The organism is Streptomyces sp. NPDC056169 (assembly GCF_042268445.1).
Classification (GTDB): domain Bacteria; phylum Actinomycetota; class Actinomycetes; order Streptomycetales; family Streptomycetaceae; genus Streptomyces.
The window spans coordinates 297,538-320,541 of sequence record NZ_JBHJUO010000006.1; the positions used below are offsets into that span (position 1 = coordinate 297,538).

Below are 23,004 nucleotides of genomic sequence, written 5' to 3' on the forward strand. Positions count from 1 at the left end.
CCCACGGCCGTGGGAAAGCCCCAGGATAGGCGGGATCGTCCGGCACCGGCCCGGAGGTGGCGGTGCCCCGGGCCCCCGTGCGGCCCCGTATTTCCGGTCCCGGGTCCCGGCCGCTTACCTTTTCTGGCATGAGCCCCGCACAGACCAGCCCCGCGCGGCCCCTCGCGCGCCGTCGGCGGTTCGGGTGGCCCCGGCGGGTGTTCGCGCAGGTCCTGCTGATGCAGCTGGCCATCGCGACCGGTGTGACCGTCCTCGCCACCGGTCTCTTCCTCGCCCCGCTGAGCGCCCAGCTCGACGACCAGGCCATGCGGCGGGCCCTGGCCATCGCCGAGACCACCGCCTCCCCCGGGCTCGCCGCCGACCTCACCGGCACCCCGCCCTCCGCGCGGGGCCCGGTGCAGACGGAGGCCGAGCGGATCCGGGTGTCCACGGGCGCCGAGTACGTGGTGGTCATGGACACCCGAGGGGTGCGCTGGTCGCACACCGACCCCGCCCAGATCGGCCGGCGCGTCTCCACCGACCCGAGCGCCGTCCTCGCCGGGCGCGAGGTGATGGAGATCGACAGCGGGACCCTCGGCCGCTCGGCGCGCGGCAAGGCGCCGCTGCGCGACGCGGACGGCCGGATCGTCGGCGCGGTCTCCGTCGGCATCGAGTACGACAGCGTCCGCGACCGGCTCCTCGCCGCGATCCCGGGCCTCCTCGCGTACGCGGGCGGGGCGCTCGCGGCCGGGGCCCTCGCCGCGTACCTGATCTCCCGCCGGCTCCAGCGACAGACCCACGACCTGGCCTTCTCCGACATCTCCGCGCTGCTCGCCGAGCGCGAGGCCATGCTGCACGGCATCCGGGAGGGTGTCGTGGCCATCGACCGCACCGGCTCCGTACGGCTCGTCAACGACGAGGCGCAGCGGCTCCTCGGGCTCGGCCCCGAGGCGGCGGGCCGGCCCGTGGACGAGGTCCTCGGGAAGGGCCGTACCGCCGACGTCCTCACGGGCCGGGTCACGGGCGAGGACCTCGTCACCGTCCAGGGCCACCGGGTGCTGATCGCCAACCGGATGCCCACGGACGACGGCGGCGCCGTCGCGACCCTGCGCGACCGCACCGAGCTGGAGCGGCTCGGACGCGAGCTGGACTCGACGCGGGGCCTGATCGACGCCCTCCGCGCCCAGGACCACGAGCACGCCAACCGGCTGCACACCCTGCTCGGTCTCCTGGAGCTGGACATGCACGAGGAGGCGGTCGAGTTCGTCACCGAGGTCGTCGGAGTGCACCGGGCCACCGCCGAGCAGGTCACGGAGAAGGTCCACGACCCGCTGCTCGCCGCGCTCCTGGTCGGCAAGGCGACCGTCGCCGCCGAGCGCGGTGTGTCGCTGCGGATCTCCCCGGAGTCCCTGCTGCCCGACCGGCTCGTCGACCCCCGCGAGCTGGTCACGGTCGTCGGCAATCTGGTCGACAACGCCCTGGACGCCGTCGCGGGCACGCCCGGCGCCGGGATCGAGGTCGCGTTCCGCACGGAGGGCCGTACGGTCGTGCTGCGGGTCACGGACAGCGGCCCCGGCGTCCCCGAGGAGCGCCGTGAGCTGATCTTCACCGAGGGCTGGTCGACGAAGGAGCCGCCGTCCCACGGCAGGCGCGGGCTCGGGCTCGCGTTCGTCCGCCGGCTGGCCGAGCGCAGGGGCGGCACGGCCCGCGTGGCCGGGGGCCCGGGCGGGGGCGCGGAGTTCACCGTCGTCCTCCCGGACGCCCTGACGGAGCCGGAGCCCGGCGGAACCGCCCTCTCCCCCGAGCCCGCAGGGGAGGCGCGATGATCGACGTGCTCGTGGTGGACGACGACGTGCTGGTGGCGCGGATCAACGCCGCGTACGTCGCCAAGGTCCCCGGCTTCCGCGTCTCGGCCATCGCCCACTCGACCGCCGAGGCACTGACGGCCCTGGCCGAGCATCCGGTGGACCTGATCCTCCTGGACCAATACCTGCCGGACGAGAACGGTCTGGCCGCCGTACGAGAGCTCCGCGCGCGCGGCCACCAGTGCGACGTGATCATGGTGACGGCCGCCCGGGACGTGGCCACCGTGCAGGCGGCGATGCGCCACGGCGCCCTCCAGTACCTGGTCAAGCCGTTCAACTTCGCCGGGCTGCGGACCAAGCTGGAGGCGTACGCGGCGCTGCGGCGCGCCCTGGGCGGCGGGGGCGAGGCGGAACAGTCCGAGGTGGACCGGATCTTCGGCGTCCTGGCGGCGGGCACGGTCGCCCCCGACCTGCCGAAGGGGCACTCCCCCACCACGGCCGAGCTGGTCCGGCAGGTCCTGCTCGCCGCCGGCGGACCGCTCTCCGCGCAGGAGATCGCCGAGCGGGCCGGCGTGAGCCGCCAGACCGCGCAGCGCTACCTCAAGCTCCTCGAACGCACCGGCCGGGTGAGCCTCTCCCTCCGGTACGGCGAGACGGGCCGCCCCGAGCACCGGTACGCCTGGGCGTCCTCACCGCCCGCCGCCTGAGGCCCCCGTAGGGGGCTCGCCAGGAAAGGGGCCCGACAGGGGGCACGGAGGGGCCCGCAGGGCGCCTGAAGGGGCCCTTGCGCCTCAGACCGCCCCGGCCCCGGTCAGCGCCCGGACCTCGGTCTCGGCGTGCCGCGCCGCGTCGGACGGCTCGGCCGAGGTGACCGTACCGATCCAGCCCGCGAGGAATCCGAGCGGGATGGAGACCACGCCGGGGTTCTGCAGCGGGAAGACGTGGAAGTCGACACCGGGGAACAGCGCCTCCGGGCTGCCCGAGACGACCGGCGACAGCAGGACGAGCAGCACGGCGGGGACCAGCCCGCCGTACACCGACCAGACCGCGCCCCGGGTGGTGAACCTCCGCCAGAACAGCGAGTAGAGCAGCACGGGCAGGTTGGCGGAGGCGGCGACCGCGAAGGCGAGGCCGACGAGGAAGGCCACGTTGAGGTCGCGGGCGAGCAGCCCGAGGCCGATCGCGGCGGCGCCGATCCCGGCGGCCGCGAACCGCGCCACGGTCACCTCGCTGTACTGCCGCTTCGCGTGCCGGCGCCGCAGCGAGCTGTACAGGTCGTGGGCGACGGAGGCCGAGGAGGCGAGCGTGATCCCGGCGACGACGGCGAGGATGGTCGCGAAGGCGACGGCGGCGACGACGGCGAAGAGCACGGTGCCGCCGGTGGAGCCCGCGCCGCCGCCGAGGTCGAGCGCGAGCAGCGGGATGGCGGTGTTCCCCGACGCGCTGGAGGCGCGGACCTCGGCGGGCCCGATCAGGGCGGCCGCGCCGAAGCCGAGCACGATGGTCATCAGGTAGAAGCTGCCGATGAGGCCGATGGACCAGACGACGGAGCGGCGGGCGGCCCGGGCGGTGGGCACGGTGTAGAAGCGCGACAGGATGTGCGGCAGGCCGGCGGTGCCCAGGACCAGGGCGATGCCGAGGCTGATGAAGTCGAGGCGCGCGGTCCAGTCCCCGCCGTAGCGCAGGCCGGGGGCGAGGAAGCCCCGCCCGTGGCCGCTGCGGTCGGCCGCGGTCGAGAGCAGGCTGTTCACGTCGCCGTGGAAGCGGAGCAGGACGAGGACGGTGAGCGCGATCGTGCCCGCCATGAGCAGGACCGCCTTGACGATCTGGATCCAGGTGGTGGCCCGCATGCCGCCGAGCGACACGTAGATCACCATCAGCGCCCCCACGCCGATCACGGTCCAGGAGCGGGCCGCCTCGCTGGTGCCGCCGAGCAGCAGCGCGACCAGGCTTCCGGCGCCGACCATCTGCGCCACCAGATAGAGCACGGAGACGGCCACGGAGGACGTTCCGGCGGCGATCCGCACCGGCCGTTCGGACATCCGCGCGGCGACGACGTCCGCGAGCGTGAACCGCCCGCAGTTGCGGACGAGTTCCGCGACCAGCAGGAGGACGACGAGCCAGGCGACGAGGAATCCGACGGAGTACAGCATGCCGTCGTAGCCGTAGAGCGCGATCAGCCCGGAGATGCCGAGGAAGGAGGCCGCGGACATGTAGTCGCCGGCGATGGCGAAACCGTTCTCCAGAGGCGAGAACAGCCTGCCTCCGGCGTAGAACTCCTCCGCCGATCCGTGCCGGTTGCGGCTCACCCAGGTGGTGATCCCCAACGTGACGGCGATGAAGACGCTGAAGAGCACGAGCGCCAGGGTCTGGTGGTTGCCGCTCACCGCTGCGCCGCCCCTCGGGTCATCTCCTGCGTGTCCCAGCGCAGTTCCAGGGCCGCCCGGTCCCGGCGCAACCGCGCGTGGCGCGCGTACGCCCAGGTCAGCAGGAAGGTGGTGAGGAACTGTCCGAGCCCCGCGATCATCGCCACGTTCACCGCGCCGGCGACCGGCCGGGCCATGAGCCCGGGGGCCGCGGTCGCCGCGACGACGTACGCGAGGTACCAGAGCAGGAACGCGAGGGCGGCCGGGAAGACGAACCGGCGGTAGCGGCGGCGCACTTCCTGGAACGCGGGGCTCCGCTGGACCTCCAGGTAGATCTCCGCCGCGCTGGGATCGCGCTGCCGCGGCACTGCCGTGTCGTACTGCTCCACCGGCCAACTCTCCTTGTCAGCGAACCGTTTCGGTCGCGTGCCCAAGGATGGACAGAGCGGGAAGATCCCGGACTCTTCTCCTCCCTCACTTCACCCCATCAGGTGACAGTTCTCCCCTGTGGCCTGACCGGGCCGTGCTGATATGCGTACCGCACGGCCCGGTCTGTCGGCGGCCCTTGCCCTTGGCGCCGGTCAGGCGTCGATGCGCGAGCGGTCGAGGGTCGCCGCCGAGCTGGTGATGAACTCCTTGCGGGGCGCCACGTCGTTGCCCATGAGGAGGTCGAAGACCTGCTCCGCCGAGTCCAGGTCCCCGATGTTGATCCGGCGCAGGGTGCGGTGGCGCGGGTCCATCGTGGTCTCCGCGAGCTGGTCGGCGTCCATCTCGCCCAGACCCTTGTAGCGCTGGATGGAGTCCTTGTAGCGGACCCCCTTCCGCTGGAACTCCAGCAGGGTCTGCCGCAGCTCGTTGTCCGAGTACGTGTAGACGTACTTGTCCTGGCCCTTCTTGGGCTGGACGAGCTCGATCCGGTGCAGCGGGGGCACGGCGGCGAAGACGCGTCCGGCCTCGACCATCGGCCGCATGTAGCGCTGGAAGAGCGTCAGCAGCAGGCAGCGGATGTGCGCGCCGTCGACATCGGCGTCGACCAGCAGGACGATCTTTCCGTAGCGGGCGGCGTCGATGTCGAAGGTGCGGCCCGAGCCCGCTCCTATCACCTGGATGATCGCCCCGCACTCGGCGTTCTTGAGCATGTCCGAGACCGAGGACTTCTGGACGTTGAGGATCTTGCCCCGGATCGGCAGCAGGGCCTGGAACTCGCTGTTGCGCGCGAGCTTGGCCGTGCCGAGGGCCGAGTCCCCCTCGACGATGAAGAGCTCGCTGCGCTCCACGTCGTCGCTGCGGCAGTCGGCGAGCTTGGCCGGCAGCGAGGAGGACTCGAGCGCGGTCTTCCTGCGCTGCGCGTCCTTGTGCTGGCGGGCGGCGATCCGGGTCCTGGCGGCGGCGACGGCCTTGTCCAGGACGGCGCGGGCCTGCGCCTTGGCGTCGCGCTTGGTCGAGGTCAGGAACTCCTTGAGCTCCTTGGCGACCACGTTCGCCACGATCCGGCGGGCGGCGGAGGTCCCCAGGACCTCCTTCGTCTGGCCCTCGAACTGCGGCTCGGCGAGGCGGACCGTCACGACGGCCGTGAGCCCCTCCAGGGCGTCGTCCTTGACGATGTCGTCCTCGGCGACGCGCAGCATCTTGGCCGAGCGGAGCACTTCGTTCACCGTCTTGGTGATGGCCTGCTCGAAGCCGGAGACGTGGGTGCCGCCCTTGGGGGTGGCGATGATGTTGACGAAGGACTTGACCGTGCTGTCGTAGCCGGTGCCCCAGCGCAGGGCGACGTCGACGGCGAGCTCACGGGTGACCTCGGTCGGGGTCATGTGCCCGCGCTCGTCGAGGACCGGGACGGTCTCCTTGAAGGTGCCCGTGCCGGTGAGGCGCTGGATGTCGCAGACGGCCTTGTCCTGCGCGAGGTACTCGCAGAACTCGCTGATGCCTCCGTCGAAGCGGAAGGTCTCCTCGCTCTTGCCGATCCCGGCCAGGTCCCGCTCGTCGCGGACGACGATCGTGAGGCCGGGCACGAGGAAGGCGGTCTGCCGGGCGCGCTGGTGGAGCGTCTCCAGCGAGAGCTTGGCGTCCTTGAGGAAGATCTGCCGGTCCGCCCAGTAGCGGACGCGCGTGCCCGTGCGGGTCTTGGGGACGCGCTTGCCCTTCCGCAGGCCGTTGCCCGGGTCGAAGGGGCTGTCGGGGCCCTGCTCCGTGAAGATGCCGGGGACACCGCGGCGGAAGCTGATCGTGTGCGTGGAGCTGTTCCGGTCGACCTCGACGTCGAGACGGGCCGACAGGGCGTTGACCACGGACGCGCCGACGCCGTGCAGACCGCCGGAGGCGGCGTACGAGCCACCGCCGAACTTTCCGCCGGCGTGCAGCTTGGTCATGACGACCTCGACGCCGGAGAGCCCGGTCTTCGGCTCGACGTCGACCGGGATGCCGCGGCCGTTGTCGCGGACCTCGACGGAGCCGTCGTCGTGGAGGATGACGTCGATGTGGTCGCAGTAGCCGCCGAGGGCCTCGTCGACCGAGTTGTCGATGATCTCCCAGATGCAGTGCATCAGGCCGCGGCTGTCGGTGGACCCGATGTACATACCGGGGCGCTTGCGGACCGCTTCGAGCCCTTCGAGTACGAGCAGGTGCCGCGCGGTGTAGTTGGAACCGTCACGGTCTGCTGTCAGCAGCGCACTGGAAGGCACGGACGTTTCGGCGGTCACGCGGTTCGCTCCTCGCTGAATTTGAAAACTGGCCCGGTGGGGTAAGGCCCGGCGTCGTTCACCGGTCAGAGGGTACCGATGCCTGGTAGAGCCGTTGTCACGCCACCCTCCCCGGTTCCTCATGCTAGTCCAGAGTCGTATGGATGTTCGATCCCTCGAAGGGGTGACGCGAACATCACGTTCCCTTCCAGGCATGAACCATTTAGGCTCCGGGCACGTCCTCATCAACAACCGGCAACCACGCCGGGAGGATGCACCGAGACAAGCAACGCGAAATCCGTAGAGCGAAGCAATACGGCTCATTCGCCGCCAACCGGCAGCAGACAGCCACCTTGGGAAAAAGTTTCGAGGAAAAGCCACGAGCGGGAACGTTTCCGGCCTGGTTGGATGTTGACCCTGGTACGACAGCTCGTCGAGCTAGAGAAGAGGCGACGTGACTACTGTTCTGACCCCCGCGAGCCCCCTGACGGCCGCTGACCGTTGCGACCGCTGCGGCGCCCAGGCATACCTGCGTGTCGTCCTGACCAGCGGAGGTGACTTGCTCTTCTGCGCCCACCACGGCCGCAAGTTCGAGCCGGAACTCAAGAAGATCGCCGCTGAGATACAGGATGAGACGGACCGGCTCACGGACGTGCCGGCCCGCACGACGGGCGACGAGCACTGACGCCTCGCACACCCGACGAGCCCAGAGCCGGTAGCTGTCGCTGACCGGACGACGGGCGGCCACCCCGCAGTCAAGGGGGGTGGCCGCCCGTTCTCGTACCCGTCGTACCGGCGCGCGCCCGCCGGGGCGCGTCAGATCCGCGCCGGCAGCACCGCCGAGACCCTCGTGTAGACACCCGGGTTCTCCGCCTGCCCACAGCCGCTCCCCCACGACACCAGGCCGACGAGAAGCCCCTTGGCCACCAGCGGTCCCCCGCTGTCGCCCTGGCACGCGTCCGTGCCGCCCTGCGGGTCGCCCGCGCACAGCATCGTCTCGCTGCGGTACGCGACGCCCAAACCGCCCGGGTACGCCCGCCGGCACGAGGCATCAGGCAGCACCTGGACGCGAGCCGTCCGCAGCGTGGAGGCGTAGGTCCCGTTGCCGGTCGTGTCACCCCAGCCGTAGACGTCCGCCTCCGTACCGGCCGTGTACGCCGCGTCGCCCGCGCGGGCGACGCCGATCACGTACGACTGCGGCAGCGCGCTCGCCAGCGTCAGCACGGCGAGATCGCCCGAGTTCGTCGTCGGGTCGTAGTCGGGATTGATCCAGGTCTCCGAGATCGCGACCTCCTGCCCGCCCTGCCCGCGCAGCGCGGCACGGCCGGCGATGACCACGAAGTCGCGCACCTCCCACGGCTCGCCGCCGAGGACCTCTCGGCCCAGGCAGTGGGCCGCCGTGAGCACCTTGGTCGGCGCGACGACCACGCCCCCGCAGAACTGCCCCGCCCGGGTACCCCCGAACCGGTCACGACTGGACAGCGCCACGACCCAGGGCGCGTCCGCGATCAGGGCCTGCCGGCCGCCCACGACGACGCTGTCGGCGGCTGCGGGGGCGGCGGTGGCGAGCTGCCCCACCGCCGCCGTGATCAGGCCCAGGGCACCCGTCAAGGCGCGGGTGAAGGGACCACGCATGGAGCCTCCTGACTCTCCGGTGATGTCGGTTCACCCAGCGTCCAGCACGCGTCCGTCCCCTGCACCCGCGCACACGCGAAGGGCCCGGTTCCGCCCTTTCGGGGAACCGGGCCCTTCGCGTGTCGCTCTGTGCCTCGGAAGGATCAGTCGAGGTAGTCGCGCAGGACCTGCGAACGCGACGGGTGACGCAGCTTCGACATCGTCTTCGACTCGATCTGACGGATCCGCTCGCGCGTCACGCCGTAGACCTTGCCGATCTCGTCCAGCGTCTTCGGCTGGCCGTCGGTGAGGCCGAAGCGCATCGAGACGACGCCCGCCTCACGCTCGGAGAGGGTGTCGAGCACGGAGTGCAGCTGCTCCTGGAGGAGCGTGAAGCTCACCGCGTCGGCCGGCACGACCGCCTCGGAGTCCTCGATGAGGTCACCGAACTCGCTGTCACCGTCCTCACCCAGCGGGGTGTGGAGGGAGATCGGCTCGCGGCCGTACTTCTGGACCTCGATGACCTTCTCCGGGGTCATGTCGAGTTCCTTGGCCAGCTCCTCCGGGGTGGGCTCACGGCCCAGGTCCTGGAGCATCTGGCGCTGCACACGCGCGAGCTTGTTGATGACCTCGACCATGTGCACCGGGATACGGATGGTGCGGGCCTGGTCGGCCATGGCGCGGGTGATCGCCTGACGGATCCACCAGGTGGCGTACGTGGAGAACTTGTAGCCCTTGGTGTAGTCGAACTTCTCGACCGCGCGGATCAGACCCAGGTTGCCCTCCTGGATCAGGTCCAGGAAGAGCATGCCGCGGCCGGTGTAGCGCTTGGCCAGGGAGACCACCAGACGGAGGTTGGCCTCCAGGAGGTGGTTCTTGGCCCGGCGGCCGTCCTCGGCGATGATCTCCAGCTCGCGCTTGAGCTTCGGAGCGAGCTTGTCCGAGTTCGCCAGCTTGTCCTCGGCGAACAGACCGGCCTCGATGCGCTTGGCGAGCTCGACCTCCTGCTCGGCGTTGAGCAGCGGGACCTTGCCGATCTGCTTGAGGTAGTCCTTGACCGGGTCGGCCGTGGCACCGGCGACGGCGACCTGCTGCGCCGGAGCGTCGTCCTCGTCCTCGTCGGACAGGACGAAGCCCTTGCTCTCGCCCTCGGTCTCTTCCTCTTCGCCCTTGCCGGGCGCGGCGTCCTCAAGGAGCTCCTCGCCCTCGGCGAGCTCGTCGCCGTCCTTCTTGGACGTGGACTTCTTGGCCGCCGTCTTCTTGGCGACGGTCTTCTTGGCCACCGCCTTCTTGGCGACGGTCTTCTTCGCGGCCGCCTTCTTGGCAGGCGATCCGGCCTCGTCGACCAGATCGTCACCGTCCGCCGCGGAAGCCGTGGCGGACGAGACCGTGGTCTTCGTCACGGTCGTCCTGGCGGTGACGGTCTTGGTGGCGGTGCGCTTGGCCGGGCTCTTCGCAGCGACGCTCTTGCGGGCGCGCTTCGGCGACTCCGCTGCACTGACCATCAGCGTCACACCCTCTTCCTCGAGGATCTGATTGAGGCTGCGCAGAACATTCTTCCACTGGGTTGGCGGAATCTGGTCGGCTTCGAAGGCCCGACGCACGTCATCGCCGGCGATCTGCCCATCAGCCTTTCCCCGCTCGATGAGCGCCATCACAGACTCGGACTCGGCGATCTCCGGCGGGAGCGTACGGGATGTGCTGGCCGACACGAACAACCTCTCGGAACGATGGAAACGGCTTCCGGCCCCGCCCTGGATAGGGCCGGAGCCGACGACCGTCGGCGGGAAATGTGCCGACGGCGCGGGTTGGGCCGGGGAACTGCACAGCGCCTGCAACGGCTGCTGTATTCCTTCCTCGGCTGTCACCTCTTAGGTCATCGCACGGCTCGGAGGAGTGTTACGCCCAATCTTCGTGGCCCGAGTCACACCTCATTCGCGGCGAAACGGCCGAAGCGGTAGATCATGGCACATTCGCGCCGCCGGAACCCTGGCGCCATCCGGGGAAACGCTGACGGGCTCCCCGGACCGCGCTCGGACCCGGCGGCACGTGATGCGTCCGCGTCCGCGCTCCCGGCCACGGCCCGCGGTCAGTGTTCGCGGGGGGCGGGAACGACGCGCTCCACCTCGGGGTGAACGGTCAACAGCTGACGCATGGCGGCCTCGGCGGCCTGCGCGTCGCCCGCGGCCAGCGCGTCGACGATCCGGGCGTGGTGGCCGAGGCACGCCTCGCTCGGACGGTCACAGCCCGTGGCGGGACCGCCGGAGACCTGGAGCGCGGAGCCGACGATGCCGGAGAGGTGCTCCAGCATGCGGTTCCCGGCGAGCTGGATGAGCAGGGAGTGGAACTCGGTGTCCGCGCGGGAGAACGTGATCGCGTCACCCTGCGCGTACGCGTGCCCCATGATCTCGACCATGTCGGCGAGGCGCTGCTGGACGTCCTCGCGGCCGTGTCCGGCGGCGAGGCGGGCGGCCAGGGGCTCGATGGTCCAGCGCAGCTCGTTCAGCTCGCGGCGCTGGTCGTCGCGCTGTGGGCCGAAGGCGCGCCACTCGATGATGTCGGGGTCGAGGAGGTTCCAGTCGCTGACGGGCCGCACGCGGGTGCCGACGTTGGGACGGGCGCTGACGAGGCCCTTGGCCTCCAGCACGCGCAGCGACTCGCGCACGACGGTGCGTGAGACCTCGAACCGCTGGCCGATCTCCTCGGGGACGAGGGGGCGGTCGGCTCCGAGGTCGCCGGAGACGATCATCTGACCGAGCTGCTGGACGAGCTGGCCGTGGAGCCCCCGGCCCCGGTTGCCGGCACTGCGGCGGCCGACACGGCCCAGGTCGGTGTCCACGCCCTCCCAGGAGGGCGGGCCCACGCGGCCGGCGCCGGGCGCCTCCGCGTAGGGGTAGCGGTCGAGATCGCCCGGGGCGCCGAGGCCTGACTCGACGGAACGGGCGGCGGTCATCATGGTGTGCGCAAGGGTACTCACGCATCCTTTGTCGGCGTTGCCTCCGTGACCCTTGAGGTCTTTGGTGAAAAGCACACGAAAGGGTGATCGGCACCCGCTACACAATTGACGATTATTCGGACATAGGGGGCAATTTTTAAGAGAGTTGTCCGAAAAGCGGAACCATTCGATCTGCAAGTGATCACCAACTGGCCCTCCTCCGAAGCCCGGTGAACACATAGGCGCAGAGCAGGCCGGTCAACACGAGCGAGAGGGCCACCCCCGCGGGCTGTCCGACCACTCTCAGCGCCCCCGTCAACCACCGGTCCACGGCCGGGGACCACTGGGGGCCGGCGATCTCGCGCAACCGCGCCGGCAGCCCGGCGGCCGAACGCACCGACGGGCCGGTGAGCACCTGCTGCAGCAGCGGAACGAAGGCGACGGGTACGGCGAGGACCGCGGCCACACCGGCGGCGGCGGCCCGGAACACTCCGGCGCCGAGCACCCCCGCCCAGGCACATCCGACGAGCAGCCCCAGCCAACTCGCGCAGAGCGACGGCCAGTTGTCCGGTACGGGAATCAACTCGACGCCGTAGACGAGTCGCAGGGCCCCCAGATTCGCCGCCACGACGAGCGCCCCGAGACCGAGGGCCACGGCCGCCGCCACGACGAGCTTGGCGAGCAGCAGGCCGAGCCGCCGGGGCACGGCGCCGCGGCCGGCGGTGAGCGCGGGGTAGCGGTACTCCTCGCCGAAGGAGAAGGCGCCGACGAGACCGGCCCCGAGGGCGGCGGGCGGCAGGGGGGAGATCGCGGGCCACCCGGCGAGGACGACGGGCAACGCGGTCGAACCCCCGCGCCCGAGGAGCAGGGCGAGCGTCACGGAGACGAGCAGGACCACCGCCACGACGAGCGGGGTGCTCGGCACGCCGACGAGCCGGCGGAGCTCGTACCGCAGCGGGCGCGAAGGCGAGCGGGCCGGCCTCCGGGCGGAGGTCCGCCCCTCGGCCGAGTCGCCGCGCCCGGTGCCGCCGGACGCGGTGACGGCGGACGCGGTGACGGCGGGCGTGGTGCCGCCGGGCGCCCGGTCGGCGTCCCGTGAGGGCGGGAGGCGGCGCCGGGGGGAGTCCGGCCCGGGCGCGTCACGCCCGGGATCGGCGCCCTCCGGTGCGCGGGGTGCCGGTGCCGTGTCGCCGGTCTCGTCGGCGAGCCGGTGGACCACCACGCCGTGCCGGAACGCGGTGTCGCCGACGGCGGCGCAGTCACTCCCGTAGACCGACAGCCGGTTGCCGTCCTCCGCGACCACCTCGACCGGCCGACGGGCGGCCCTGGCCTCCTGGGTCACGGCGGCGGCCAGTCGCGCGACGTGGGGGGTGCGGACGGCGACGCGGGGACGCAGCCGGGTGCGCGCGAACTCGGTGGCGTCCTGGTCGGCGACGACGCGGCCGCCTTCGAGCGTGACGACCCGGTCGGCGTTGCGGGCCGCGTCCTTGGGGTCCGCCGTGGTGTAGAGCACCGTCCCCCCGCCGGCCGCGTGCGCGCGCAGGAGTTCGTACACCCACACGCTGTCGGCGCCGGAGAGACCGGCCCCCGGCTCGTCGAGCAGCAGGGCGTGCGGGGCTCCCAACAGGGCACACGCCAGACCGAGTCGGCGTTCGGCACCGAGCGGCAGGGTGCCGATCCGCCGCCCTTCGAGGCCCGCGAGGCCGACGGAGCGCAGCACGTCCCCGGCCCGCGCGACGGGAGTCCCGGAAGCGGCGCAGAGCATCCGCAGCTGCCCGCGGAGCGTGCGGGCGGGGTGCCCGGGGACGTCGCCGAGGAACACGCCGACCTCGCGCGGCGGGTGGGCGACGCCGTGCAGCGGCCGGCCCCGGAAGTAGGTGACCCCTCGGCCGGGATCGAGGTCGAGCATGAGGCGGAGCGTGGCGGTCTTGCCGGAGCCCGGGGGGCCGAGGAGCGCGGTCACGGCACCCGGCCGCGCGTCGAAGGTCAGATCGTCCACGGCGGGCGGGCGATCGCGGCGGGGGGTGCTGGTCAGTCCGATTGCCTGGAGCATCGCTTCTCTCGCGGTAGGTGACACCGCTCCGCGGCAGGGCGGCGCTACCGCAGCAAGATAACGCTACATTTCGGACTTTCGGCGCAGGGTTGGCGCCCTGGGGCGCCGGACGGCCGGGTCGGTCAGACCTCGGGGCGCAGCATCGGCGGGTTGAGGAGAGTGGCTCCACCTGCCCTGAAGAGCTGGGCGGGGCGGCCTCCCTGACGGGTCGTGGTGCCGCCGGCGGGGACCAGGAAGCCGGGCGTGCCGGTCACCTTGCGGTGGAAGTTGCGCGGGTCGAGGGCGACGCCCCAGACGGCCTCGTAGACGCGCCGCAGCTCTCCGACCGTGAATTCGGGCGGACAGAAGGCCGTGGCCAGGGAGGAGTACTCGATCTTGGAGCGGGCTCGCTCCACCCCGTCGGCGAGGATCTGGGCGTGGTCGAAGGCGAGCGGCTCGGCTCCCGCTCCGGCGGGCCCGTCCTCCCCGAGCAGTTCCTCGACCGGGGCCCAGCGGGCGCTGTTCGCGTCTCCGCCCGCCCGGGGCGCGGGAAGGTCCGGGGCCAGCGCCAAGTGCGCGACGCTGACCACCCGCATCCGCGGGTCGCGGTCGGGAGCCCCGTACGTGGCCAGCTGCTCCAGGTGTGCGCCGTTGCCCGGTACGGGCGGCGGGTCGCCCGGGTCGTGGGCGCGGAGTCCGGTCTCCTCGACCAGCTCACGCGCGGCCGCGGCGCCGAGGTCCTCGCCCTCGCGGACGAATCCGCCGGGGAGCGCCCAGCGCCCCTGGAACGGCGGTTCCCCTCTCCTCACGATCAGAGTGCAGAGCGCATGGCTCCGCACGGTGAGCACGACCAGATCGACGGTGACAGCGAAAGGCGGAAAGGCCGACGGGTCGTAGGGAGACATGCCGCGATCATAGTCGTCTCCCTGACGATAAGCACGCCTCGCGGAAGGATCGGCGACGACTTCTTCGCCGCGCCGTGAAGCTTCCGTCGTGTCTGCGCCCGGCATCCCGTCACACCCCCAGTTGAAGGCCCTCTGCGGCCTCCTCGACCATACCGAGACCGAGCCTGCCGACCCGTACGGCGAACGGCTCGCCCGCCACCACGAGTCCCGAGAGCCGGATCGCGCCCAGCGGGGCCGAGGGCATCGGGTGCACCGACACGGAGCGCCCCGGCGCGTCGGGGCGGATCCCGGCGAGGGCGACGAGCGCCTGGACCGCTCCTGCGGCCGCGACGGCCGCCGGCCTGCACGCGGCCGGGTGCGGCACCGGACGCCCTCCCGCCGTCCGCTGCTCCCCCGCGTACATCTCGGGCAGCCGGTGGGCGAAGGCCTCGGCGGCGTCGAGCAGCCCGCGGAGCAGGGCGGCGGCCTCCTTCTCGTGCCCTGCGGCGGCGAGGCCGGCCACGGCGACGGCCGTCTCGTGCACCCGGACCGCGCCGGCCCGGTGGCCGAAGGGGTTGTGGCCGGGCTCCTTCGTTCCCAGCCCCCGCAGGCCCCAGCCGGAGTCCAGGGCCGGCGTGGCGAGCAGTCTGGCCACCTGCTCGGTCTCCGCCCTGTCGAGCAGTCCCTGCGCGTATCGGCCACCGCCCAGGAGTCCGGTGTCGAGCAGGTGCGCGGCCCAGCCGCCCAGCTGGGACCAGGTCCGGCCGTCCGGTGCGCGGGCGACGGCGGGCCGGCCCCCTGCCCGGTCGTCGAGCCAGAAGTCGCGCCGGAACCGCTCGCGCAGTGCTCGTGCCCCGTCGCGCAGGGCGTCTCCCCCGGGCCGCCCGCAGGCGTCGAGCAGGTCGGCGCCCAGCAGCGCGGCACGGTGCGCGTGGGCCTGGGTCTCCGCCCGCCAGGGCCCGGCGGGCCCCGGGTCGGGTACGAAGCCGGTGTCGCCGATCGTGCGGCGCAGCCAGCCGAGGCATCGCTCCGCCACGGGAAGCAGCTCCTCCAGGTCCGCGGCGGGCAGCCCCCAGCGACGGGCCTCCGCGAGCACGACGGGAAAGGCGAGGGTGGCCTCGATGCCCGTGCAGCGGGGCGGGAGGTGCGGGCCCGCGTCTCTGAGGGGTCCGGGGACCCGTCCGGACTCGGGCCCGGTTCCCTGGAGTTGGGCGCGGCCCAGGGCACGGAGCGTGGTCGCGGCCAGCCGGGTCCCGAGGGGCAGGACCATGCGGGCCGCCCAGAGGGCCTCGGCGGTGACCGGTCCGCAGCGCCAGGGGACCCCGGCCGCGAGATGGACGTCGGCGGGGTGGTTGGGGTCCCGCTGGAGCAGGGCGCGCAGGTCCTCGACGGAGCCGCGGAGCAGCTCCCCCGGCCGCGGGTCGTCGCCCTCGGCCCGCGCCTCGGCGATGAGGTGCCCGCCGGGTCGCCCTCCGCCGCCTCCCGAGGAAGGGGCGGCCCCGGCCGCCCGGTCGCCGCGTACCCGCAGCCGGATCGTGAACGGCGCTCCGGGCGCCAGCTCGGCCTCCCAGCGCAGGACGCCGGCCGCCGCCAGGGAGTCCATGGGCGGCGGGTCCGCGGTGACGGCGACGGATCGTCCGTCTCCGGCGGTCCAGCGCAGTCCGGTGCCGTGGACGCTCGGGGCGAGCTCGGGTCCCGTCCTGCCGGACGCCACCGCGCCCAGGTCCGCGAGATCGGTGCCCAGAGCGATTTCCACGGGGAGGCGGAGGGAGCGGGCGGTCGCGTTGCGCAGGGTGATGCGCTCGGTTCCGTCGGCGCCTCGCGAGCGCTCGACGGAGAGCCCGGGGTCGGGTCCCACGTCCCCGGGGACGCGCAGGACACCGAGGAAGACGGCCCGGTCGGCGGCCGCCATCCGGCCTTGGAGCGCGACGGGTTCGCGCCCCGCCACCCGCAGGACGCAGCGGGACAGGAGCCGTCGTCCCGCCGCGTACACGCCCTCCAGTCCGTCTCCCGTGAGCTGGCCGTGCTCGGCGCAGACGGCGAAGGCGGGCAGGGCGACGCAGAGGAGCGCGCCGTGCACCGAGGGCAGTTCACCCGGCCGCGCCGCCCGTGGGGGCGCGGTTCCCACGCCGGACGGGTGTCCGTGTGCGGGTCCCTTCGGGTGTCCTGCGGGGCGTCCGGGGGCCGGTACGGGGCTGAGGGCCATGGCGGGTATGGGGTGCTCTCTGTGCGGTCCGGGCGGCCGGCGGGGCGTGGGCGGTACGGTGCGTCCGACTCCGCCGGAGTGGTGAACGCGCGCGCGGGCGGCCGGGTCACGGTCCTCATCGACCGCTCCTGCTGCCGCGCTGCCCGCCCTGCCGCGGGGCTCCGCTCCGCGGCCTGCCCGTGGCCGGGCCGCTCGGCCGGACCCCGGCGGGAGCCCCTCGGTCCCCGCCGGTCTGCCGTCCGGGCTTCCTGAGGCTCTGCCGGGCGCCCTGGGGACGGGCGGCGGTCCGGGTCCTGACCCGCCGGGAGGGCGTGGGAGCGGCCTGTTCCGCCGCGGCCCGGGAGTCCCGCTCGCTCCTCAGGCAGGAGCGCAGTGACTCGGGGTCCAACCCCTCGTTGCAGGCCTGGTGCAGGAGGCGGGCGAAGACGTATTCGGGGTCGGCGTCGAGGGCGAGTCCCAGGGCGACCCGGGCGGTCGGTTCGTCGCCGGTGGACCAGGCCGTCCAGCCCACGAGGGCGAGCGGCGCGGCGGCGTGCTCCTGGTAGGGGATGACGCAGCGGCGGGCCAGGACGCGCCAGAGCCGCAGGGCGGCGGTGCCCTCCCAGCCCTCCATCCATTCGGCGACGCGGTCCCGGGTGTCCCGGTCCTGGAGGCCCAGGATGAGCGCGGCCGCCTCCTCCGTCCCGATCAGGGCGTCGTCGGCAGCGTCGGCCGCCGCGACCCCGCCGGAGGCCTGCGTGCGGGCCGCCGGGTCGGCGAACCGCCGGAGGATCTCGCGGGCGGTGCGCAGCGTCGCCTCGCGCACTTCCCCCCGCCCCTGGCCGGGCGGGCCTTCGAGGATCCGGGGCACGATCGAGGCGGCGGCCGCGTCGAGGGCGGCGCGCTGCGTCTCGTCGCCGGGCGTGCCGTACGGCTTGAGCCGGGCCTCCATGTCCCGCAGCGTGCCGCGTACCCGCACTCCGGCGTAGGCGGCGGTCGCCGCCGTCACCGAGGTGCCGGTGAGGCCCATGGGTGTGCCGCCGGGCGGGCAGCACCGTTCGTTGGGGCAGCAGTAGGAGAAGTAGAGCCCGTCGGAGATGCAGAGGGCTTCGTAGACGGGGATGTCGAGGGCGCCGCAGGCGGTGCGGAGTCGCTGCGCGAAGGGGCGCAGCCGCTCCATGACCCTGCTGCCGGTCTCGCCGGGCTCCGGGTCCTGGCACAGGAAGACGACGATCCCGTCCGGCCGGTCGCCGTTCCGGTCGCCGCTCTCGACGAGGCATTCGGCGAGGTGGTCGGCGGTGGACGCCCATTCGCGGGGTGAGCGCGGGATGCCGAGCCTGACCCGGCCGCCGAAGCGGCCGCGCTCGCCGTGGAGGGCGACCAGGACGACGGAGTCGGTGGGGTGGAAGCCCAGCATGAAGGGCAGGGCGTCGGCCAGCTCCGCCGGGCTGCGCAGGGTGATCCGCTGGGTACGGGAGGGTCCGCTGGATTCGTGGTGATTCGCGTTCATGGTCACGACGGTCTCGTGATCTCCCGAATCACGAAACCCCTGTGGATAACTACCGGAACGAGACGCTCGCGGCCCCATGGAGTTGTCCACAGGGCCGACGTCACGACGGCTCCGAAACCCCTATGCTCGTGACCGTTTGACGGCGCGTGAGGAGTCCGGCGGTCAGCCCGCGGCGGCGAGGACCAGCGGGAGCACCTGTTCGGCACCGGCCTGGCGGAGCAGGCGGGCGGCGACCGCGAGGGTCCAGCCGGAGTCGGTGCAGTCGTCCACGAGCAGGACGGGGCCGGGGGTTCCCGCCAGCGCGCCCGCCAGGTCCTCCGGGACCGCGAAGGCACCGGAGAGCGCCCTGAGGCGCTGGGCGGAGTTGCTGCGGCGTGCCGCGTGCGCGCCGTCCGGCCCGGTGTACGTCAGGGTGCCGAGGAAGGGGAGGCGGCCGATGGCCGCGATCCCCTGGGCGAGGGAGCCGACGAGCTGCGGGCGGGTCAGGGACGGTACGGCGACGACGCCCACCGGCCGGGCGGAGGCGTCCGGGACGTTCGGCGCCCAGCCGCCCGGCGAGCGCGCCCAGTCGGCGAGGACGGCCACCGCGGCCTTCAGGACGTCGTCGGGGACCGGCCCGTCGGGTGCGTTCTCGGCCAGCAGCGGGCGCAGCCGGTTGCCCCAGCCGATGTCCGAGAGCCGCCCCAGGGCGCGGCCGGTGGCGCACTGCTCTCCGGCGGGGATGCGTCCCTTGAGGTTGACGCCCAGTGCGGGCATGCCCGTCGGCCACATCCGGCGCGGCTCGACCTCCACGCCCGGGCGGTCCAGTTCCTTCGCCGCTCCGGTCAGCGTCTCCGCGGAGACGGAGGAATCCGCCCAGGGCCCCGCGCAGTTGTCGCAGCGGCCGCACGGCACGGCCCCTTCGTCGTCCAGCTGCCGGCGCAGGAACTCCATCCGGCACCCCGTGGTGCTCACGTAGTCGCGCATGGCCTGCTGCTCGGCCGCCCGCTGCCGGGCGACCCACGCGTACCGCTCGGAGTCGTAGGTCCACTGCTGACCGGTGGAGCTCCACCCGCCCTTCACCCGCTTGACGGCCCCGTCCACGTCGAGGACCTTCAGCATGGTCTCCAGCCGGGTCCGGCGAAGGTCCACCGCCGCCTCCAGAGCCGGTACGGACAGCGGCCGTCCCGCGTCGGCGAGGGCCGAGAGGGTCTGCCGGACCAGGGCCTCGGGCGGGAAGGCGGTGTCGGCGAAGTAGCGCCAGATGGCCTCGTCCTCCTTGCCCGGCAGCAGGAGGACGTCGGCGTGCTCGACGCCGCGCCCCGCACGGCCGACCTGCTGGTAGTAGGCGATGGGGGACGACGGCGACCCCAGGTGCACCACGAAGCCCAGGTCGGGCTTGTCGAAGCCCATGCCGAGCGCCGAGGTCGCGACCAGCGCCTTGACCCGGTTCTCCTGCAGGTCGACCTCGGCCTGCAGCCGGTCGGCGTTCTCCGTACGCCCCGTGTAGGAGGCGACGGTGAAGCCGCGCTGGCGCAGGAAGGCGGTCGCCTCCTCGGCGGCGGCCACGGTGAGGGCGTAGATGATCCCCGAACCCTGCAGCTCGTCCAGGTGCTCGGCGAGCCAGGCCAGCCGGTGCGCGGCGTCCGGGAGCCGGACGACGCCCAGGCGCAGGCTCTCCCGCTCCAGCGTCCCGCGCAGCACGAGGGCCTCGCCGGCCCCGGTGCCCAGCTGCTCGGCCACGTCCGCGGTCACGCGCGCGTTGGCGGTCGCTGTGGTGGCCAGGACCGGCACTCCGGGGGCGAGCTCGGCGAGCATCGCCCGCAGCCGGCGGTAGTCGGGCCGGAAGTCGTGGCCCCAGTCCGAGATGCAGTGCGCCTCGTCGACCACGAGGAGACCCGTCGTGGCCGCCAGCTTGGGCAGCACCTGCTCCCGGAAGTCCACGGAGTTGAGGCGCTCCGGGCTGACGAGGAGGACGTCGGTCTCCCCGCGCTCGACCTCGTCGTAGATGGTGTCCCACTCCTCGGGGTTGGCCGAGTTGATCGTGCGGGCCTGGATGCCGGCCCGCGCCGCCGACTCGACCTGGTTGCGCATCAGCGCCAGCAGCGGCGAGATGATCACCGTGGGGCCCGAGCCGCGCCGCCGCAGCAGAGCGGTGGCGACGAAGTACACCGCCGACTTGCCCCAGCCGGTCCGCTGCACCACCAGGGCCCGCCGGCGCTCCTCCACCAGGGCCGCCACGGCCTGCCACTGGTCTTCCCGCAGCCGCGCCGGACCCCCGGGGGCACCGACGAGCTCAGCGAGGATGGCATCGGCTTCGGCGCGGAGCTCCTGGTTGTCCATGCCCCCATGCAACCCGATGGCACGGACAATCGCCCAACTCACCCAGAGCGACACTTCACTCACACACGGTTCACTCGCCGCAGGTCGCCCCCTCGTCCGCCGCACGAGCGACCGAGGGCGGCCGTAGGCGGAACGAGTGTTTCCGCTGAGGCTCCCGCCCCAGAGGTGAAACAGGAGGGGAAACGGGGAGTGAACAATGGGCAACTGGGCAGGGATATGAAAGGCATACCGTCGCATACCCGTCAGTGACCTCAATTGCTCATTGCCGCTCACGCACGGGCCAAGCAAGAATTGGGAAACCGCCCCGCACGGCCCGTCAGCGGCCCTGAAGGACCGTGCCGTGGTGCGCCCTCACCCGACTTTGCCCGCAGCGCGGGCGCGTATCCGAAGGGAGGACCGTGACCCTCGGATTCGCTCCGTCCACAGCCACCTCGACCATGTCGTCGTCCGAGTCCGCCAGCCGCCTCTCACGGATACTCGAACCGGCCGAGTGGGCCGCGGCGGGAATCCCCCTGCTCGGCAATCCGCGCGAGGTCGTCAGCGGACTGCACTCGCGCCACACCCCCACGCCCTCGACGGCGGTCGTGGCGGTCCTGGACCACGAGGAACGGCTCACCGCCAGCGCCTCGTTCGTCCGCCGCCCCCTGCCGGCGGACGGCTGGGAGTTCCGCAACGCGCTCCTCGCGCACCTGCGGCGCGTCCTTCCGCACGACCTCCGGCGCCGTGCCCCGGTGCGGACCGCGGTCCTGCTGTACTGCCGCGAGGGCGACGAGCGCTGGACCGAGGAGGACGGAGCCTGGATGTGGGGGCTCCGGGACGCCTGCACGCTGCACGGACTCCGCTGCGGCGCGTACATCACGCTGACCCGAGGGGGCTGGCAGGTGCTCGGCGAGGGCCGGGGAGGCCGTCGGCCGAGCTCCGACTCGCACCCGGTCCCTCTCGGGAGCGAGGCGGCCGAACTGGGCCACCTCACACCGAGAACGGCAAGCGGCGCGGCCGAACCCCTGCGCCGGGTCGCCGCCCGCTGACGACCGCCCGGACGACAACCGCCCGCTGACGCCCGCCCAGACGACGACCGCCCGCTGACGACCGCCCAGACGACGCCGGAGCGAACGCCTTCCCGCCGGCCCGGCTTGCGGTCCGACGGGAGAGACGGGCGGAACGGGAGAGGCAGGCGGGACGGCCGGTCAGCGCCGGAGACGATCGGCCGGCGAGCGGTCCGCTCGACGGCCGGGACGTCCGGTCAGACGCCGGCGCCGACGAGCGCCGCGACGCGCTCGGGATCGCCGCAGACGATCAGCAGCGCGCCCGCGCGGGCCATCGCCAGGGGCAGGGCCCGGGCAGCGGTCTCGTCGCTGCCGCCGTTGACGGCGACGATCACCACGGGCCGGACGGCGGCCCGCTCGACGGCGGCCGCGTCCGCGAAGAACACGTCGTCGCCGGTGTCCTGCTGCGCCCAGTAGGCGGTCTCGCCGAAGGACAGCTCGTGCGCCGCCCACGGGTGCTGGTCACCGGTGGTCAGCACCAGGACGTCGCCGGGCGCGCGGCCGCTCTCCAGGAGCAGGTCCAGGGCCTCCTCGGCGGCGTCCAGGGCACCGTCGGCCGAGGCCGGGATCACCTGGAGCTGCGGAGTGGACCGCTGGTCGGAACGATTCTCCGGGCCGGTGGCCGGGGACTGCGCGGCACCGGGGTGCGGACGCGGGGCCGGCGGCGCGGGCCTGGCCGGGCCGGGGCCCGGATGTCCGGGACGCGGAGAGGCCGCGGAACGCGGGCCGGGTACGGGACGGGGGGTCGACGCGGGACGGCCGGCGGCCGCGGTGGCGCGGGGACCCTGGGCACTCTCGTGAATCTGAGGCTCCTCGGGGGTGAGAGGCATGGGTGGATGTCTATCAAACGCCGCTGCGCGGGGCATCGGCGGGTGGGCACACAGGTGCGCCCCGGCTGCTCGGGCGGCCCTGGAGAAGGGCTCGGCAGCCGGAAGTTCAGAAGTCGAAGCCGAGTTGGCCCCCGCTTTCCAGCGCGGCCGCCTCCGCGGAGAGGCGGACCTTTTTGAGGTGGCGCCACTGGGGCAACGCGTCCAGGTACGACCAGGAGAGACGGTGGTACGGGGTGGGCCCCAGCTCCTCCAGCGCGGCCTTGTGGACCGGCGAAGGGTAGCCCGCGTTCGCCGCGAACCCGAAGGCCGCACACCCCTCGGCCTCGGTCCCGAGCTCCGCCATGACGCCGTCCCGGCGGACCTTGGCGATGACGGAGGCGGCGGCCACGGCGACGCAGGACTGGTCGCCCTTGATCACCGTACGGACCTGCCAGGGGCTGCCGAGGTAGTCGTGCTTGCCGTCGAGGATCACCGCGTCCGGCCGGACGGGAAGCCCTTCGAGGGCCCGGACCGCCGCGAGCCGGAGCGCCGCGGTCATGCCGAGTTCGTCGATCTCCTGCGGGGAGGCGTCACCGAGCGCGTACGCCGTGACCCACTGCTCCAGCTCCGCGGCCAGCGCGGTACGGCGCTTGGGGGTGAGCAGCTTGGAGTCGGTGAGTCCGGTGGGCGGCCGGCGCAGTCCGGTGACGGCTGCGCACACCGTGACGGGACCGGCCCACGCCCCGCGCCCGACCTCGTCGACTCCGGCGACGATCCTGGCGCCGGTGGTCGCTCGGAGCGATCGCTCGAGTGTGTGGGTGGGAGGTTCGTACGGCATG

The 23,004-nt window shown here is 73.1% G+C and carries 17 protein-coding genes; 4 read left to right on the forward strand and 13 right to left on the reverse strand.

What is annotated here, in order from left to right; translation table 11 throughout:
- Nucleotides 1–128 precede the first annotated feature (128 nt).
- The gene (locus ACFC0G_RS12115) at nucleotides 129–1,805 is read left to right on the forward strand and encodes an ATP-binding protein (protein WP_376401169.1); all 1,677 of its coding nucleotides are present in this window, start codon (nucleotides 129–131) and stop codon (nucleotides 1,803–1,805) included.
- On the forward strand, nucleotides 1,802–2,491 hold the full coding sequence (locus ACFC0G_RS12120; protein ID WP_376401172.1) for a response regulator: 690 nt from the start codon (nucleotides 1,802–1,804) through the stop codon (nucleotides 2,489–2,491). The genes ACFC0G_RS12115 and ACFC0G_RS12120 overlap by 4 nt, the downstream gene beginning before the upstream one ends.
- Nucleotides 2,492–2,575: 84 nt before the next feature.
- Here ACFC0G_RS12120 and ACFC0G_RS12125 read toward each other — a convergent pair whose 3' ends face one another.
- The 3 genes from ACFC0G_RS12125 to ACFC0G_RS12135 form a co-directional block, all read right to left on the reverse strand.
- On the reverse strand, nucleotides 2,576–4,171 hold the full coding sequence (locus tag ACFC0G_RS12125) for a cation acetate symporter (protein WP_376401175.1): 1,596 nt from the start codon (nucleotides 4,169–4,171) through the stop codon (nucleotides 2,576–2,578).
- Nucleotides 4,168–4,605, reverse strand: coding sequence for a DUF485 domain-containing protein (locus tag ACFC0G_RS12130; protein ID WP_376401476.1), 438 nt, complete (start codon nucleotides 4,603–4,605; stop codon nucleotides 4,168–4,170). Before ACFC0G_RS12130 ends, ACFC0G_RS12125 begins: the two co-directional genes overlap by 4 nt.
- 126 nt (nucleotides 4,606–4,731) lie before the next feature.
- A complete protein-coding gene (locus tag ACFC0G_RS12135) occupies nucleotides 4,732–6,849 on the reverse strand; it encodes a type IIA DNA topoisomerase subunit B (protein ID WP_376401178.1) in 2,118 nt (705 codons plus the stop codon).
- Nucleotides 6,850–7,282: 433 nt separating this feature from the next.
- On the opposite strand from ACFC0G_RS12135, the gene ACFC0G_RS12140 reads away from it, so the two are divergent.
- Nucleotides 7,283–7,513 carry a hypothetical protein gene (locus tag ACFC0G_RS12140; protein ID WP_024754955.1) on the forward strand — a complete coding sequence of 77 codons (231 nt, stop codon included), beginning with the start codon at nucleotides 7,283–7,285 and terminating at the stop codon, nucleotides 7,511–7,513.
- A gap of 131 nt (nucleotides 7,514–7,644) precedes the next feature.
- Here the strand turns inward: ACFC0G_RS12140 and ACFC0G_RS12145 are convergent, their stop codons facing one another.
- The 8 genes from ACFC0G_RS12145 to ACFC0G_RS12180 all read right to left on the reverse strand — a co-directional run bounded on the left by ACFC0G_RS12145 (nucleotide 7,645) and on the right by ACFC0G_RS12180 (nucleotide 20,310).
- Entirely contained in the window at nucleotides 7,645–8,463 is an 819-nt protein-coding gene (locus ACFC0G_RS12145; RefSeq protein WP_376401182.1) for a serine protease, read from the reverse strand.
- Nucleotides 8,464–8,606: 143 nt separating this feature from the next.
- The gene (locus ACFC0G_RS12150; RefSeq protein ID WP_376401479.1) at nucleotides 8,607–10,154 is read right to left on the reverse strand and encodes an RNA polymerase sigma factor; all 1,548 of its coding nucleotides are present in this window, start codon (nucleotides 10,152–10,154) and stop codon (nucleotides 8,607–8,609) included.
- 377 nt (nucleotides 10,155–10,531) lie between these two features.
- Nucleotides 10,532–11,419, reverse strand: a complete 888-nt coding sequence (locus tag ACFC0G_RS12155; protein ID WP_376401185.1) for a FadR/GntR family transcriptional regulator — start codon at nucleotides 11,417–11,419, stop codon at nucleotides 10,532–10,534.
- Nucleotides 11,420–11,579: 160 nt separating this feature from the next.
- Nucleotides 11,580–13,430, reverse strand: a complete 1,851-nt coding sequence (locus tag ACFC0G_RS12160) for an ATP-binding cassette domain-containing protein (RefSeq protein WP_376401188.1) — start codon at nucleotides 13,428–13,430, stop codon at nucleotides 11,580–11,582.
- 122 nt (nucleotides 13,431–13,552) lie between these two features.
- Complete coding sequence (locus tag ACFC0G_RS12165) at nucleotides 13,553–14,314, reverse strand: NUDIX domain-containing protein (protein WP_376401191.1); 762 nt, start codon at nucleotides 14,312–14,314, stop codon at nucleotides 13,553–13,555.
- Nucleotides 14,315–14,423: 109 nt separating this feature from the next.
- The gene (locus tag ACFC0G_RS12170) at nucleotides 14,424–16,499 is read right to left on the reverse strand and encodes a glycogen debranching N-terminal domain-containing protein (RefSeq protein WP_376401194.1); all 2,076 of its coding nucleotides are present in this window, start codon (nucleotides 16,497–16,499) and stop codon (nucleotides 14,424–14,426) included.
- A gap of 115 nt (nucleotides 16,500–16,614) precedes the next feature.
- Nucleotides 16,615–17,988 (reverse strand): DUF4192 domain-containing protein, encoded by a 1,374-nt coding sequence (locus ACFC0G_RS12175; protein ID WP_376401197.1) that lies wholly within the window; start codon nucleotides 17,986–17,988, stop codon nucleotides 16,615–16,617.
- Between the two features lie 162 nt (nucleotides 17,989–18,150).
- Nucleotides 18,151–20,310 carry a RecQ family ATP-dependent DNA helicase gene (locus tag ACFC0G_RS12180; protein WP_376401200.1) on the reverse strand — a complete coding sequence of 720 codons (2,160 nt, stop codon included), beginning with the start codon at nucleotides 20,308–20,310 and terminating at the stop codon, nucleotides 18,151–18,153.
- 398 nt (nucleotides 20,311–20,708) lie between these two features.
- Here ACFC0G_RS12180 and ACFC0G_RS12185 point away from each other — a divergent pair, with 398 nt between their 5' ends.
- The gene (locus ACFC0G_RS12185; protein ID WP_376401203.1) at nucleotides 20,709–21,338 is read left to right on the forward strand and encodes a hypothetical protein; all 630 of its coding nucleotides are present in this window, start codon (nucleotides 20,709–20,711) and stop codon (nucleotides 21,336–21,338) included.
- 215 nt (nucleotides 21,339–21,553) lie between these two features.
- On the opposite strand, the gene ACFC0G_RS12190 is transcribed toward ACFC0G_RS12185, so the two are convergent.
- Together ACFC0G_RS12190 and ACFC0G_RS12195 are read right to left on the reverse strand one after the other, a co-directional pair.
- Nucleotides 21,554–22,186 carry a hypothetical protein gene (locus tag ACFC0G_RS12190; RefSeq protein ID WP_376401206.1) on the reverse strand — a complete coding sequence of 211 codons (633 nt, stop codon included), beginning with the start codon at nucleotides 22,184–22,186 and terminating at the stop codon, nucleotides 21,554–21,556.
- Nucleotides 22,187–22,292: 106 nt separating this feature from the next.
- Nucleotides 22,293–23,003: a ribonuclease HII gene (locus ACFC0G_RS12195; protein ID WP_376401209.1), complete on the reverse strand. Its 711-nt coding sequence runs from the start codon at nucleotides 23,001–23,003 to the stop codon at nucleotides 22,293–22,295.
- Between the last annotated feature and the right edge of the window lies 1 nt (nucleotide 23,004).